Below are 14,570 nucleotides of genomic sequence, written 5' to 3'. Positions count from 1 at the left end.
ACACGCGCCAATCCGGCCAATGGCGCGGAAAAAGCTTCATTGGTGGCGGGCGACAAGCGGTGCGAACGGTATTGTTCATGGGAGCAATGACCGCCAGACGTCACAACCCCGTCCTCAAGGCCTTCTTTGAGCGCCTCGTGGCCAATGGAAAGCCGAAGCTCGTTGCCCTGATCGCCGTCGCCCGCAAGCTGCTGACCATCCTCAATGTCATGATCAGGACTAAAACACCATGGCAACCCGCTTGACAGCGAACACAGTCGCTCACCCGGATCGCAAGAGCGATCCGACCTCTCCCCGCAAGCGGGGAGAGGTGAAGAGCCGCCTCACGGCGCGCAGGTGAAACTGGACGTCTCCGTGACCGGGCCGCTCTTGTAACGCGGCCAGGACGGCCAGCGGCACAGCGGCATCGCGCGCAACACGGCAAACGACGGCGCCTCGACCTTTTGCTCAGAGACCTCCAGATCGCCGGGCGCTTTGCCCTTCTCGACCCAGTCGACCAATGCGCTCAGCATGTCGACATTGGCCGGCGCGCCGGAGCCGACATGGTCGACGCCGGGCGCGGTGTAGAGCCGCGCGAATTCCGCCGTCTCGGCCTTGCCGAGCTTGCGTTCGACGCTCTCGAAATAGCGGATGCCGGCATAGGGGCTCTGCGCATAGTCAGCCATGTGCTCGAGCATGATCAGCCGGCCGCCGCGTCCGCGAAACCGGCTGAGATCGGGATCGGTCGAATCCATCAGGCTCGAGACCTCGATCAGCCGCGCCTTGTGCTCCTCGACCTTGTAGGTGGTGACGTCGAGCTTGGGATCGCGTGCGAACACATGTTGAATGCCGCCGGCGCCGTAGATCCAGGCGATGCCGTTGTTGGGGGCAGGCGGCTGCGCGGGTGGCGCTGTGCCAAGCCACCACGCCACCCAGCCACCGGTCGGTCCGATCGCCGCCGCATCCTCGCCCGACACGCCCCAGCCCGGATAATCGTCGAGCCCGTTGGCGAGCGCGAACGGGAATTTGTAGGTCCCGTGCAGCGTGTTCACGGCCTTGATCTGTGCATCGGTGAGGCACTGATCGCCGCTCTGGCCCGCCGCACAACGCAGCGTCTCGACCTTGAACGCTGCCTTGCAGGCTACGGGGTCCTGCACCAGCGCATTATCGGAGCCGTCGGCCTTGTCGCAAGCCTGCCGCACGGAATCGGCCACGAGCTTGACCTGCGCCGGATTGATCCAGCCCTCGCCCATGGTCGCGAGCCCCGAGCGCGTGCCGGCATGCTGCAGGCCGACCCAGTTGATCACGGGCACGCGGGCGAAGATGCCATCGAAATCATCAGGGTAACGCTGCGCCATGGTGAGGCCTTCGCGGCCGCCCTCGGACGAGCCCATGAAGTACATTTTTTCCGGCTTCTTGCCGTAGGTGCGCTCCATCAGCCCAACCGCGGCGTCGCGCACCTTCTTGTAGGCACGGTGGGCGAAATTCTCGAAGGCTTCGTCATTCAGCGCGAACAGTTGCGGCGGCTCGCCTGGCTTGGACTCATGGCCGGAATCGGTGCCGTAGGTGACGAAGCCGCGCGCCAGCGGCGACGGCTTGTCGAACGGATAGGCCGGCGGCAGCCCAAGGCCGGTGATCAGCACGCCGTTAAAGCCCCCACCGCCATATTGAACGGAGCGCCCGTTCCATTCGACGGGAAGGTTGACCTGGAATTTAATCGGCGGCGCCTTGGGATCGGTTGGGTCGATGTGACCCAGCACCTTGCAGAAACCGGGATTGGCCGGCGTGATGCGCCCAGACGGCGTCGGCCCGCGCTCGGCGACAGCCAGTTGCGACGGCGCCAGCAATGTCGCGGAAACGATCTTCACGGCATCGGCGCCGCCAGCGAGGCTTTTGCAGACCATCTCCGCATCCTCCGCCAGCGTCGCCGCCGACACGGCATTCGCACTCAGCGCGACCGCCGCACCCACGAGTAATGCACACCGCTTCGCGTTCTTTCGCGTCATCGTTTCCACCCTGGCTTTCCCTATTTTTGTATCCGACGGTTGGCCGCATTCAATGCAACCTTCGCCCTTCCGTCAATCGCTTGCTGGCCTTCCTTCAGAACGATCCCAGCGCACTACCCAATGCGATTACGGCGACCAGCGCCAGCAGCGACGTCACGATGCCGACCATCACGATGTCGAAATAGCTGTCACGGTGCGTCAGGCCGCAGATCGCGAGCAGGCTGACCACCGCGCCATTGTGCGGCAGGATGTCGAGCGTCCCCGAGCCGATCACCGCGACGCGGTGCATCAAGGCAGGGGCGATGCCGGTGCGCGCGGCGAGCTCGACATAGGTCTGGCCGAGCGCGTCCAGCGCGATCGTCAGGCCGCCTGACGCCGACCCGGTCAGCGCGGCCAGGATGTTGGTCGCAACCGCTAGCGAGACCAGCGGTCCGCCTTCGATCGCCAGCACCCAGTCCCGCACGATCGTGAACGCCGGCAGCGAGGCGACGACCGCACCGAATCCGACGAGGCTGGCGACACTGAACGCAGGCAGGACCGATGCATTGGCCCCGGCGTCCATGGTGCGGCGAAGCGCCGGCAGGCGGGCCCGGTTCAGCGCGATGGTCGTGACGATGGCCGCAGTCAGCGCGACCGCGACCGACCACACGCCCGCGACGGCCGCGAGCGTCGTTTCACCAAAACGCTGCTCGGCGAGATAGCTGACATCGAGCCGCGGCAGCACCACGAGCGACATCACCAGATTCACGATGACGACCACGATCAGCGGCGCGATCGCACTCCACACGGGCGACGGCCGCTCGCTACGCTGACCGTGCTGGAGTTCCGCCGGATCGAACTCGCGCGCGGTCGTGGCGCGCTCGCGCACGAGCTCGTCGGCGGCGGCGCGCTCGGTCGCGCCCTCGATGTCGTCGCCATAGCCTTCTCCGGTACGGCGCGCTGCGGCTTCAGCGCGGTGCAGCCACCACAATCCTGTCACGAGCATGATGAGGGAGGCGATGATACCGAGACCTGGCGCTGCGAACGGCGTCGTGCCGAAGAACGGCATCGGGATCGCATTCTGGATCGACGGCGTGCCCGGCAAGGCCGACATGGTGAAGGTCGACGTTCCCAGCACGATCGCAGCCGGGATCAGGCGACGCGGGATCGAAGCCGCGCGAAACAGCGAGCGGGCCATGGGAACGATGACGAAAAACGCAACGAACAGGCTGACGCCGCCATAGGTCACCGCGGCACCGGCGAGCACCACCGCCAGGATCACGCGACGCTCGCCGAGGCGCTCCGCCATGAAGKCGGCGACCGACGTGACCGCACCGCTATCGTCCATCAGCTTGCCGAAGACCGCGCCAAGCAGGAAGATCGGGAAGAATTGCGCCAGAAATCCCGCCGCATGCACCATGAACACCTGGGTCAGGTTCGCAAGCAGCGGCTCGCCGCCGAACAACGCGGCAACGAGCGCTGCAAACGGCGCCAGCAGAAGCACGCTCCAGCCGCGAAAAGCGAACAGGACGAGCAGGGCGAGCCCGACGAGGAGGCCGAGAAGACCCATGCCTCAGCACTCCGACAGCAGGACGTCGAGATCGGCGGTCGATTGCCGGCCGATGTCGGCACCGTGCGCGGCGAGAAACGCGTCCGCGGCCAGGCGCCCCTCGGCGCGCAGCATCGAGACGAACTCCCATTCGGCGTTGAGCTTGGATGACGCGCCGAACTTCGCCAGCATGTCGCTCTTGACGCGGTGGGTCCGCATCTTTGCCCAGCGCGCGCCCTCGCCGCTGCCGGGGTCGGCCGCCTGGCGCAGCAGCGCGATCATGCGCAATTCCTTCATCAGGGGCGAATTGAACGAAATCTCGTTCAATCGATTGAGAATCTCCGCAGCCGTCCGCGGCTCTTCGAGCGTTTCGGTCGGATTGATCTGCACCAGGATCGTGTCGTGCGCATCGCTTTCGCGAATGAGCGGCGTGATCGTGGGGTTGCCGGCGAAGCCGCCGTCCCAATAGGGTTCGCCGTCGATGTCGATCGCGCGGAACATGGTCGGCAGGCAGGCCGACGCCAGCAGCACGTCCGCCGTGATCTCGGCATTGCGGAAGATCCGTCCACGGCCGGTGCGCACCCGCGTCGCGGTGACGAACAGCTTTATTGGCGAGTTCGCGAGCCGCTCGAAATCGATACTCTCGGCCAGCACGGCGCGCAGCGGATTGTAGCCGGTCGGATTGAGATCGTAGGGCGACAGCACGCGCGACATCAAATCGGTGAGAATGTAGAAGGGCGACGTATCGAGCGTCCAGCGCCCCATCAATCGATCGAGCGGCGAGCGCTGGAGCGGACTAAAGGCGGCAGCCTTCGAAACGCGGCGCCAGTATTTTTCGAGCGCGTCGCGCGCGCCCTCGGCGCCACCGGCCGTCCAGCCGTCCGCCAGCACGGCCGCGTTCATCGCGCCTGCGGAGGTTCCGGAGATCGCTGCGATCTCTAGCCATCTCTCTTCCAGGAGGCGGTCGAGCACACCCCAAGTGAAGGCGCCGTGCGAACCGCCGCCCTGAAGCGCGAGATCAATCAGTACGGCGTCTCGTTCCATGGCGGACACTCACGCAACTGAAGCTCAAATTCGACGTGATTGTAGCACGCCGAGGATGACAGCAGTGTGGGAGCTGTGACCGCAAGATGCAACCGGAACGTAGGGCGGTTCAGTGCTCGAATACCAGCCGTGCGCCGACCGTGCCCTCAAGCGCGCGGATATGCGCAAGCAGCGCGCCTGAATCCTCGCCCCCGAGGTCGGCGTCGAGCACGACGTAGCCGAGGTCGCCGGCGGTCTCCAGATATTGCGCGACGATGTTGATGTCGCGCTGGAGGAAAACCTCGTTCAGCCGCCGCAGCATGCCCGGCACGTTGCGATGGACATGGCTGAAGCGCGCACCGGCGGGACGCAAGTGCAGTTGCACCTCCGGGAAATTCACCGCGCCCATGGTCGATCCCGTGATGAAATAGTCGACCAGTTTTCGCGCGACTTCCCCGCCGATGCGCTCTTGTGCTTCCTCGGTCGAGCCGCCGATATGCGGGGTGAGGATGACGTTCTCGAGGCCCTGCACCGGGCTCTTGAAGCGATCCGAGTTCGAGGACGGCTCGACCGGAAACACGTCAATGGCTGCGCCGGCGAGATGGCCGTCGCGCAGGGCGCCCGCGAGCGCATCGAGATCAACCACGGTGCCGCGGCTGTTGTTGATCAGGAACGAGCCTGCTTTCATCGCCCGCACCTCCGCCTCGCCGATCATGCCCGCGGTCTCCGGCGTCTCGGGCACGTGAAGGCTGACGACATCGCTCTGCGCCAGCAGCTCTTCCAGCTTCTCGACCGGCTCGGTGTTGCCGTGGCGGAGCTTGTCGGTGCGGTCGAAATAGATCACGCGCATGCCGATCGCTTCGGCCAGCGTCGAGAGCTGCGAGCCGATATTGCCGTAGCCGATGATTCCGAGCGTGCGGCCGCGCACCTCGCGGCTGCCGGTCGCCGACTTGTCCCAGCCGCCCTCATGCGCCGACACCGAGCGCGGGAAGATGCGCCGCAGTAGCATCACGATCTCGCCGATCACGAGCTCGGCGACGCTGCGCGTGTTGGAAAACGGCGCATTGAACACGGGAATGCCGCGCTTGCGGGCCGCCAGCAGATCGACCTGGTTGGTGCCGACGCTGAAGCAGCCGACCGCGAGAAGCCCATCCGCGGCCGCGAGCACCTCATCGGTGATCTGGGTGCGCGAGCGGATGCCGAGCAGGGACACGCCCTTCAGCGCGCGCCGCAGGTCTTCGCCGTCCAGCGCCTTGGTCAACCGCTCGACATTGGTGAAGCCCGCGCTCCGGAACAGGTCGACAGCGCTGTCATTGACGCCTTCGAGCAACAGCGCCTTCGCGTTCCGCTCGGGGCTTTGGCCTGGGGCTGGCATGGAATCTCCGTGGGTCACAGCTTTGCCGCAGCTCATAGACCGCGGGGGAGATGCAGCACAATAGGGTTCGGATATGGGGAGAAGATGGCGGGGCGGTAAGTGTTTACGGTGGCCGCCCAGTCAAATGACGTAAAACCCATGCGTGCCGTCGAGCCGGAGTTGCTCGACGAGACCATATTCCCAGTCGAGATAGGCCTGCATCGCGCGCTCGGCGACGTCAGTGCCTTCGTAGGGCCGGCGGTAACGATGTGCCGGGTCGGGCTTGGGCAGCACGCGCGGCGGGCTGACCTCGAGCTCACCCTCGTAGCCGCCTTCGAGGACGTAGACCTCCCAGCCCATCTGCGCGAGCCAGGATGCCGTCATGTCGGCACGCACGCCCTTGTCGTCGGACAGGAGGATGCGCGCGCCACGCACGGGTGCGGCCATGTCGGTTTCCTGGACGAGCTGTCCGCCGGGATAATGGCGGAAGCCGGGGAGATGGCCGGCCGCAAATTCCTCTGCGTCGCGTACGTCGAAACGATAGAGCGTGCGGTCGGTCTGCGCTGCGAGCGCTTTCGCCTCGTTCGCGCCGATATGGCGAACACCGGCGCGATAGGCGACGTCGCGCGCATTGACCGGGCCGCCCTCGAACGGCCCGATCGCGCCACGCCTGTCGGCGCCGTGATCGAGCGTGTGCCGCGCCAGCGTCCAGCCGATCGTGCCGTTGCGCAGCGCCCGCACCTTGTTGGGCACGCCGGCATTGATCAGCGACTGGGTGCCGATGATCGAGCGCGTGCGGCCGGCGCAATTGACGATGATGGTGGTCTCAGGGTCGGGCGCGGCCTGTCCTGCGCGCAGCACCAGCTCAGCGCCGGGCACGCTAACCGAGCCCGGAATGTTCATGGTCGCATATTCGTCGAAGCGGCGAACATCGAGGATCGCGATGTTGGCCTTGTCCGCGATCAGCTTTGCCACCTCGTCGGCGCTGAACGACGGCGTGTGGCGGCGTGCCTCGACCAGCTCGCCGAATGCCTTGGAATAGGAATTGACGTCCTCGAACACCTTATAGCCCGCATCGCGCCAAGCCTTCAGCCCGCCGTCAAGCGCGCTGACATTGGTGTAGCCGAGCGCGGCAAGCCGCTCGGCGCCGGTTGCAACAAGTCCCTCGCCATCATCATAGAGCACGATCGCGACGTCCTTGCGCGGCAACCGCACCTCGGCCTCGATCGCGATCCGGTCCGCGGCCATGTTGGCGGCAAACAGCGGATGGCCGGTGGCGAAGCCGGCTTCGTACCTGAGATCGAGCAGCGCGATCTCCTCGCGGAGCAGCAGCGCGCGGCGGATATCGGCGGGGGTGACGGTGGGGAGCTTCATGGCGTGAACCCTGGCAAGTAAGGCCAAGGGCTTTTGAACGATTGTCGCGCGCTTGGCTAGCCTTCGCGGCCCTTCACTCGCCCGGAACCAGCCGCCCGAGCGGCGGCTGCGCGGGGCGCCGCAGCCTGCGGCGCGACAGATAAAGCAAAATGCCGGTGACCGAGAACAGCGGCATCAACGCTGCTGCAATCATGAAGGCGAGCTTGCCGGGCCAACCCAGGAACGCGCCGCGATGGATGTCGAGCACGTTCGCGATGATCTTCTCGCCGAGCGTCTTGTCGGCATAGCGCTCCGCCGAGATCACCTGCCCCGTGACCGCATCCACGCGGAATTCGTCGCGCGTGGTATCGAGCGTCGAATCCTTCGGCCACGACCGGATCCGGATGACCGTGCCGGGTCCGGCGGGCAGCGTCAGCAACGCTTTGGAGAAATGTTTCCCCTCCTCATGCTGGAGCGTCGTCCATGCACGATCAAATCCGACCGGCTGAGCCGGCTCGGCCCGGTCGGCTGCGCGCGGCGCCTTTGCGGACATCTTGGGCTGCATCTTCGCAGCAGTGACCTCTGGGCGCGACAGCAGCCAGACGACGCCGTCCTTGTACCAGTCGAACGAGTACCACAGCCCGGTCAGTGTCATCACCAGATAGACCGGCAGCACCCAGGTGCCGATGACGGCATGCAGCGAGCGGTGCAGGCCGCGGCCGCTGAGACCGAGATTTGGCTTCAGCCACATCTTCACGCTGCCGGCGGGGCGCGGCCAGCGCAGCACGAGGCCCGAGATGAGCATGACGATCAGGCCGAGCGCGGCGATGCCGGTGATCTGGCGTCCCCACCCCTTGGCATCGCCGGGGATCAACAGCCAGCGATGCAGCCTGCGCACAGTCGCGAAGAACTCCTCGCCACGCGGCGCACCCAGCACTCGCGCGTCGTAGGGATCGACATAGAGCGATGTCGGCCGCGCGCCCTGCTCGTCACGCGCGAAGCGGACACGCACCGCCGCGGCCGGATCGCTCGACAGCGTGACGGCCGAGACCTTGCCGAGGTCCTGCCCCGCCTTAAGCCGGGCCACCAGTTCGTCCGGCATCAACGCCGGCGCCTGGCGCGGCGCGACCTGCATGATACCGCTATTCAGATAGTCGCCGATCTCGTCCTCAAAGCTCATGATCGCGCCGGTCAGCGCGATCAAGGCCAGCAGCAGCGCGAGCACGAGGCCCGCGATTGAGTGAATCTGGTGCAGAGCGGCCTTGATGTGATGCCCCACCCTACTCATCGAAGCCAACCTTCTTGATAAGCGAGATCGCCGCCTGCTGATGTGCGGCGATCTGGTCGATCGAAATTGCATCGACGATGAACGTGCCCATTTCGGCAACGATCGGTGCACGCTCCGCTGCTGCAAGCACGGGGTATTCCAACTCGGCAGCGGCAAAGATCCGCTGCGCTGCCGGCGTGACAAGGAATTCGAGGAATTGTCGCGCCAACGCCGGATGCGGCGCCTGTTTCGCGATGGCCGCGCCGGTGAGGTTCACATGCGTGCCGCCGCCCCTAAAGGTCGATGGCACCGCCTTGACCTCCATCGCCCAGGCACGCCAGTCGGCCCCTTCGCGTCCGTCGCGCAATTGCGCCAATGCCACGGTGTTGCCGATGCCGATCTTGCACGCGCCTTGCGCGATCTCGCGGATCACGTCGTTGTCCTTGCCATCAGGCTTGTGCGCGAGATTGGCCTTCAGCCCGGCGAGCCAGGCCTCCGTCGCGGCCTCGCCGTGGTGGACGAGATAGGCCGCAACCAGCGCGACATTGTTCTGATGCAGCGGCGAGCGCATGCAGAGCTTGCCGCGCCAATTGGGAGCGGCGAGATCTTCATAGTCGATCGAAGCAAGAGCGCTGTCCTCGCGCACAAAGGCAACGCGCGGGCGGACGGAAAGCGCAAGCCATTGCGCGTCGTTACCACGGAGATTTGGAGGGACCACCTGGTCGAGACGAGACGACGTGAAGGCTTGCGTCAGACCGCGGGTAGAGAGCTGGGTCGTCTTGTCCAGCCCAATCGTCATCAATACATCGGCGGGCGATGCGGCGCCTTCCGACGTAAGTCGCTTGACGAGGCTGTCCTCGACGAAGACGATTTTCACCTTGACGCCGCTGGCTTCCGTGAAGGCCGCAACGACAGGCTCGACCAGGGCAACCTCCCTGGTCGAATAGAGCGTGATCTCCTCGGCGCGGCTCGCACCTGTGGCAGCAAGGCAGGCAGACGCCGTCGCGATCAGGACCGCGATGGCTTTGTGCCGCACCGCCATCGCTAGAACTTCACCGTTGCCGACAGCGACACGCGGCGCGCATCGCCGATCGCGACGTTCAGATTGTTGACGGCGGAGGGATAATAGACGGTGTCGAACAGGTTCTTGACGTTGAGCTGATAGATCACCGGCGTGTTCTGGTAGTTCGTCTCATAGGTCGCGAAAATATCGGCGACCACATAGGACGGCAAGAAGAAGCTGTTGATCGCATCACCGGGACGGTCGCCGACATAGCGCGCACCGCCGCCGAGGCGGAGCTGACCCGGCAAAGCTGTACCGAAATCATAGACCAGATAGAGCGAGGCCGTGTTCAGCGCGACGTTCTGCAGCTTCTTGCCGAGCAGCGTCACATCCTCGGACTCCGTCACGCGGGCGTCGGTGTAGCCGTAGCTGCCGATCAAGGCCCAGCTGTCGGTGAGCCTGCCGGTGACATCCAGCTCGACGCCCCGCGAGCGGGCGCGACCGACGGTGTGGAGCTCGACCAAGCCCGCGCTGTTCGTCTTCGTCGTCTGCACGTTCTTCTTGTCGAGATCGTAGAGCGCCAGCGTACCGGAGATGCGCTTGTTCAGATCGAACTTCACGCCGGTCTCGTATGACACGCCTTCTTCCGGTGCGACATTGGAGTCGATCACGATGCCGATCGGTGCAATGGTCGAGTTCGGCTTCAGCGACTCGGTGTAGCTCGCATACAGCGAGACTTCCTCGGTCAGCTTGAGAATGGCGCCGCCGAGGGGAAGCACCTTGTCTTGCGATACGTTGGTATTGGTGATGAACGGTTTCCCGCGCCCGGCGATCTGGTCGTAGTCCATGTAACGGACGCCGCCGACCAGCGCGAACCGTTCGGTGAGATGCAGGGTGTCCTGGAAGAACAGCGACCATTGGCCGAGCTTGTCGGTCTGTGCGCTATCGCTGTTCGACACCGTCGTGCCCGGTCCGACCCGCCCGTAGACGGGATTGTAGACGTTGATGGCGGGAGTGGCCTGCCGGATCAGATTGTCGCGGTAGATGGTGCGATACTGGCCGTCGCCGCCGAATACCACCTCGTTGCGCATATTGCCGAGCCAGAAGCTGCCGGAAATGTACGACGTTCCATAGCTGGCATTGCTGAGCGAGCCCTGCGTGCCGTCGTTGCTGCGCGTCTCGACGCCCGTCGTGAAGTTGAGGGTGGAGATGCGGAGCTGGTTGGCGCTGAAGGTTTCGGTGTTGTAGCTGTAGCCGGCGTAAAGCTTCCAATCCTGGTTGAAGCGGTGCTCGATCGAGGCTTGCATCAAGTCAGAGGTGCCCCAGGTGTTGTTGAAGGGCTCATCGAGCCGGCGCGTGGACGGCACCGCGAGCGGCGCCTTGGTCACCGGATTGAACGCCGTGCCGCGGTCGAACGGATAGATGAATTCACGATGCTCGTAATTGAGCTGGACCGTCGTGTCCTGGCCGTACCAGGCCAGCGACGGTGCGACCAGCATCTCGCGGTGACGGCCGAAATTGCGCCAGTAATCCTCGCTGACGCCGTAGCCGATGAAGCGATAGGCAAGGCCCTGATCGCCGATCGGACCGGTAACGTCGAGCAGGCCGTCGGCGCCGGTTTTCGAGGCACTGAATGCCGAGCCGAGCAACGTGACCGAACCGTGCTGATAGAGCTCCGGCCGCTTGCTGATCGTGTTGACGATGCCGCCCGGATCCATGATGCCGTAGAGCAGCGAGGGCGGCCCCTTCAGCACCTCGACGCTTTCGACCGCGGGATTGAAGCTGCGGCCCTGCACCAGCGGCATGCCGTTGCGCATGATCGAACCATCACGATTATCGCCGAAGCCGCGGCGGATCACCGCGTCCTGGCTGCCGGCGAGCGTGTTGGTCTGAGTGATGCCGGAGACGTTGATGAGCGCATCGTCGATGTTCCGCGGGAGCTGGTCCTTCAACACCTGTTCAGGCACGATGTTGACCGCCTGCGAAGTATCGAGGGGCGAGGCGCCGCTGCGCAGTGTGGTCGAACTCGGCATCGCGCGGTAACCGAGCTTGGCAGCCTGCTGCGCGGCGGCCGCGGCTGCCGCACGTTCCGATATTGTCGGTGCTGCTGGTGTGGCGGCATTCCGGCTGCGCTGGCGCGCGGCGGCTTGCGTCCGGCGCTGGGGCGATTCAGATGCGCGGGCCGGCTTCGGTCGCTGCACCGGCGCTTCCACCGTCACCGGCGGCAGCGCTGACTGCGCCTGCGCACTCGTCGTGTTCGAGGGGGATTCGACGAGCAGCACCGCTGCGCCGAGGAGAAGACCTGCACGGCTCTTGCCGGCACGATGACGATGGCCGCTGACGCGTTGGCCATCCACGAGGGCACGCACTTTCATTCCACTTCAAGTCAAGAACATTGAAGTGTGCGCCTGTAACAGTCGGCGGGATCGAAGAGAACCGTAGGCGAGCTTGAATCGCTCCAGTGTTGAATCGTTCTAAGCGCATCAGCGCACCGAACGGCAATCACCAATAGACGTCGCAGGTATCGCAACACGCTGCACGCGAATCCGCGGCAACGTGTCACGAAGATTTCATATCTCACGCGATGGCAGGAGCAATCAGCTCGTCAATCTTTCGCTTGAGCGCCGCGCCATCGGACGAGGCACGGAACGGCGGGCGTACGCGCAGCCAGCCTGCGTCGCCCGTCTGTGCGGCGAGGATTGCCTTCAGCGTCGCGAGGAACGACGGCGTGTTCAGCACGACATCGGTCGCGGCTTGCATGCGCGCCTCGACGTCCTTGCCGTCAACCATGCCCTTGACCAGCTCAGGCACGACGTTGGCCATGCCGCAGATGGTGCCGGCGCCGCCGGCGGCGATCGCGCGGGTGATGTCGGCTTCGTTGCCGACGGTGATGGCGAGATCGGGAGCAGCACTACGGAACGCTTGGAACTGCTTGAAGTCGCCGCTGGAGTCCTTCAGGCCCGCAACCACCTTGCCGTAACGCTTGCGCAAGTTTGCCGCGACACCGGTCGGGATCGCAACGCCGGAGACCTGCGGGATGTGATAGAGCGAGGCGCGCAGGCGATCGTCGGCGACGCCGTCGATGATCGCAGCAAAAGCATCCTCGATGCCTTCGGGCGTGACACCACGGTCGAAATAGGGCGGCAGATACAGCACGTGGCGCAGGCCGAGGCCGAGCACGGTGCGCGTCAGCGCGATGCTGTCGGTGATGGCGGGAAAGCCGCCGCCTATGCCGATACGCTCGGGCGCGACGCCGGCCTTGAGCACGGCCTCGATGGTCTCGATACGCTCGGTGACATTGAAGGAGGTGCCCTCGCCGGTGGTGCCGAACAGCACAACGCCGTCGACGCCCTTGCCGAAGAGCTGCTTGGCGTGAGCGCCGAGCTTGGCGGAGTCCACACTACCATCCGTCGCCAGCGGCGTCGCCGACGCCACCCAGAACCCGCGAATTGCCTCCGTCATCTCACCACCCATTAGCTGCGGTCCCGGACTAAGCCCCTGATCTCGAACGATCTTAGGAGGCCTTCCGAGCCTTGTTTTTGCTTTACTTTTCATGTTGTACCTTACATACAAGACGGACGCAAATCCTTTCCACCATCACGGCGCGCATGAGACGCAGCCAGATTCCGAGGAGGTCTCGCATGAACATGGTGAGCCCAATTGAGCGTCCCGATCAGTTGCTGAGCGCCTTGCGCGACAAGCTCGGCGCGGCCGCCGTGCTTGTTGGCACCGACGTGCCCGCGCGCAATTGCAACGACTGGAGCGCGAGCCTGCCACAAACGCCGCTTGCGGTGATCCGGCCGGTCGATGCGCAAGGCGTTGCCGATGCGATTGCGGCCTGCCGGCAGGCGCGGCTGCCCTTCGTGCCGCAAGGTGGATTGACCGGGCTGTGCCGCGGCGCATCGCCCGAAGCAGGCTGGGTCGCGATCTCGCTCGAGCGCATGACCGGCATCGAGGAGATCGATCGGGCGTCAATGACGATGACGGTGAAATCGGGCACGCCGCTGGAGACAATCCAGAAGGCCGCGGACGAAGCCGGCTTCTTCTTTCCGCTCGATCTCGGCTCGCGCGGCTCCTGCGCGATCGGCGGCAATCTCTCCACCAATGCCGGCGGCAACCGCGTGATCCGCTACGGCATGACGCGCGAACTGGTGCTCGGCCTGGAGGTGGTGCTGCCCGACGGCACCATCATCACCAGCCTCAACAAGCTGATGAAGAACAACGCGGGCTATGACCTCAAGCATCTCTTCATAGGCTCCGAAGGCACGCTCGGCATCATCACCCGCGTGGTGTTGCGGCTGTTCCCGAAACCGCGCTCGACCATGGCGGCGCTGTGCGCGCTGAAGGACTATGCCGCGGTGATCGCCCTGCTCGATGCCGCGCGAAGCGGGCTCGGGCCGCTGCTGTCGGCATTCGAGGTGATGTGGCCGGACTATTGGGACGTGATCACGAATCGCGCCGGGGTGAAGCCGCCGGTCGCCGCAGGCCACGGTCTCTACGTGCTCGTCGAGGCCCAAGGCACCGACGAGAGCCTGGATGCACCGCGTTTCCAGGCCTGGCTCGAAGAGCTGATGGAGCGCGGGCTGCTCGCAGATGCCGCCGTGGCGCAATCGCTGGCGCAGACGCAGGCGTTCTGGCGCGTGCGCGACATCTGCGCCGAGTTCGGCCAGGTGCTGGGCCCGCACATCTCCTACGACATCGGGCTTGCGGTGGCGCGGATGGACGAGTTCGTCACGCGCTGCAAGGCCGCGTTGGCCTCCGGCATCAAGGGGTGCGAGAGCGTCTATTACGGCCATATCGGCGATGGCAATCTGCATCTCGTGTCCTGGGTCACCGGTCTTTCCGTCGAGCGGCAGCCGAAGGAAGAGATGGACGCGATCATCTACGGTCTGGTGCGTGAACTGGGCGGCAGCGTCTCCGCCGAGCACGGCATCGGCACGCTGAAGAAGAAGTGGCTGGGCCATGCCAGGAGCGAAGCCGAGATCGCGTTGATGCGGACGCTGAAGGCCGCGCTCGATCCCGATCACCTGCTCAATCCCGGCAAGGTGATCTGAGAC

General features: G+C 65.1%; 11 protein-coding genes. 2 read left to right on the top strand and 9 right to left on the bottom strand.

The window, feature by feature from the left end; genetic code table 11:
- Positions 1-245: transposase (locus AC1DW2_RS37875; RefSeq protein ID WP_477008542.1), on the top strand; the 245-nt coding region annotated here is incomplete at its 5' end.
- A 78-nt stretch (positions 246-323) separates the two neighbouring features.
- Here AC1DW2_RS37875 and AC1DW2_RS37870 read toward each other — a convergent pair.
- The 9 genes from AC1DW2_RS37870 to AC1DW2_RS37830 all read right to left on the bottom strand — a co-directional run bounded on the left by AC1DW2_RS37870 (position 324) and on the right by AC1DW2_RS37830 (position 12,975).
- On the bottom strand, positions 324-1,985 hold the full coding sequence (locus tag AC1DW2_RS37870) for a tannase/feruloyl esterase family alpha/beta hydrolase (protein WP_477008541.1): 1,662 nt from the start codon (positions 1,983-1,985) through the stop codon (positions 324-326).
- Positions 1,986-2,079: 94 nt separating this feature from the next.
- Positions 2,080-3,534: a GntP family permease gene (locus tag AC1DW2_RS37865; protein WP_477008540.1), complete on the bottom strand. Its 1,455-nt coding sequence runs from the start codon at positions 3,532-3,534 to the stop codon at positions 2,080-2,082.
- Between the two features lie 3 nt (positions 3,535-3,537).
- Complete coding sequence (locus AC1DW2_RS37860; RefSeq protein ID WP_063979779.1) at positions 3,538-4,557, bottom strand: patatin-like phospholipase family protein; 1,020 nt, start codon at positions 4,555-4,557, stop codon at positions 3,538-3,540.
- 109 nt (positions 4,558-4,666) lie between these two features.
- Positions 4,667-5,911: a phosphoglycerate dehydrogenase gene (gene serA, locus AC1DW2_RS37855; protein ID WP_477008539.1), complete on the bottom strand. Its 1,245-nt coding sequence runs from the start codon at positions 5,909-5,911 to the stop codon at positions 4,667-4,669.
- Positions 5,912-6,031: 120 nt separating this feature from the next.
- Positions 6,032-7,264, bottom strand: a complete 1,233-nt coding sequence (locus tag AC1DW2_RS37850) for a rhodanese-like domain-containing protein (RefSeq protein ID WP_477008538.1) — start codon at positions 7,262-7,264, stop codon at positions 6,032-6,034.
- 73 nt (positions 7,265-7,337) lie between these two features.
- Positions 7,338-8,531, bottom strand: coding sequence for a PepSY-associated TM helix domain-containing protein (locus AC1DW2_RS37845; protein WP_477008537.1), 1,194 nt, complete (start codon positions 8,529-8,531; stop codon positions 7,338-7,340).
- A complete protein-coding gene (locus AC1DW2_RS37840) occupies positions 8,524-9,552 on the bottom strand; it encodes an extracellular solute-binding protein (protein ID WP_477008536.1) in 1,029 nt (342 codons plus the stop codon). Before AC1DW2_RS37840 ends, AC1DW2_RS37845 begins: the two co-directional genes overlap by 8 nt.
- Before the next feature lie 2 nt (positions 9,553-9,554).
- Positions 9,555-11,888 (bottom strand): TonB-dependent siderophore receptor, encoded by a 2,334-nt coding sequence (locus AC1DW2_RS37835; RefSeq protein ID WP_477008535.1) that lies wholly within the window; start codon positions 11,886-11,888, stop codon positions 9,555-9,557.
- 202 nt (positions 11,889-12,090) lie between these two features.
- The gene (locus AC1DW2_RS37830) at positions 12,091-12,975 is read right to left on the bottom strand and encodes a dihydrodipicolinate synthase family protein (protein ID WP_477008534.1); all 885 of its coding nucleotides are present in this window, start codon (positions 12,973-12,975) and stop codon (positions 12,091-12,093) included.
- 179 nt (positions 12,976-13,154) lie between these two features.
- On the opposite strand from AC1DW2_RS37830, the gene AC1DW2_RS37825 reads away from it, so the two are divergent.
- The gene (locus tag AC1DW2_RS37825; RefSeq protein ID WP_477008533.1) at positions 13,155-14,567 is read left to right on the top strand and encodes an FAD-binding oxidoreductase; all 1,413 of its coding nucleotides are present in this window, start codon (positions 13,155-13,157) and stop codon (positions 14,565-14,567) included.
- Positions 14,568-14,570 lie beyond the last annotated feature (3 nt).

This window comes from Bradyrhizobium sp. P3_C3, from assembly GCF_056402655.1.
This window is presented reverse-complemented; position numbering and strand designations above follow the sequence as displayed.

Coding starts and splice junctions, on each gene's coding strand:
- AC1DW2_RS37870 (WP_477008541.1), bottom strand. CDS start 1,985: ATGACGCGAAAGAACGCGAAGCGGTGTGCATTACTCGTGGGTGCGGCG.
- AC1DW2_RS37860 (WP_063979779.1), bottom strand. CDS start 4,557: ATGGAACGAGACGCCGTACTGATTGATCTCGCGCTTCAGGGCGGCGGT.
- serA (WP_477008539.1), bottom strand. CDS start 5,911: ATGCCAGCCCCAGGCCAAAGCCCCGAGCGGAACGCGAAGGCGCTGTTG.
- AC1DW2_RS37850 (WP_477008538.1), bottom strand. CDS start 7,264: ATGAAGCTCCCCACCGTCACCCCCGCCGATATCCGCCGCGCGCTGCTG.
- AC1DW2_RS37845 (WP_477008537.1), bottom strand. CDS start 8,531: ATGAGTAGGGTGGGGCATCACATCAAGGCCGCTCTGCACCAGATTCAC.
- AC1DW2_RS37840 (WP_477008536.1), bottom strand. CDS start 9,552: ATGGCGGTGCGGCACAAAGCCATCGCGGTCCTGATCGCGACGGCGTCT.
- AC1DW2_RS37835 (WP_477008535.1), bottom strand. CDS start 11,888: ATGAAAGTGCGTGCCCTCGTGGATGGCCAACGCGTCAGCGGCCATCGT.
- AC1DW2_RS37830 (WP_477008534.1), bottom strand. CDS start 12,975: ATGACGGAGGCAATTCGCGGGTTCTGGGTGGCGTCGGCGACGCCGCTG.
- AC1DW2_RS37825 (WP_477008533.1), top strand. CDS start 13,155: ATGAACATGGTGAGCCCAATTGAGCGTCCCGATCAGTTGCTGAGCGCC.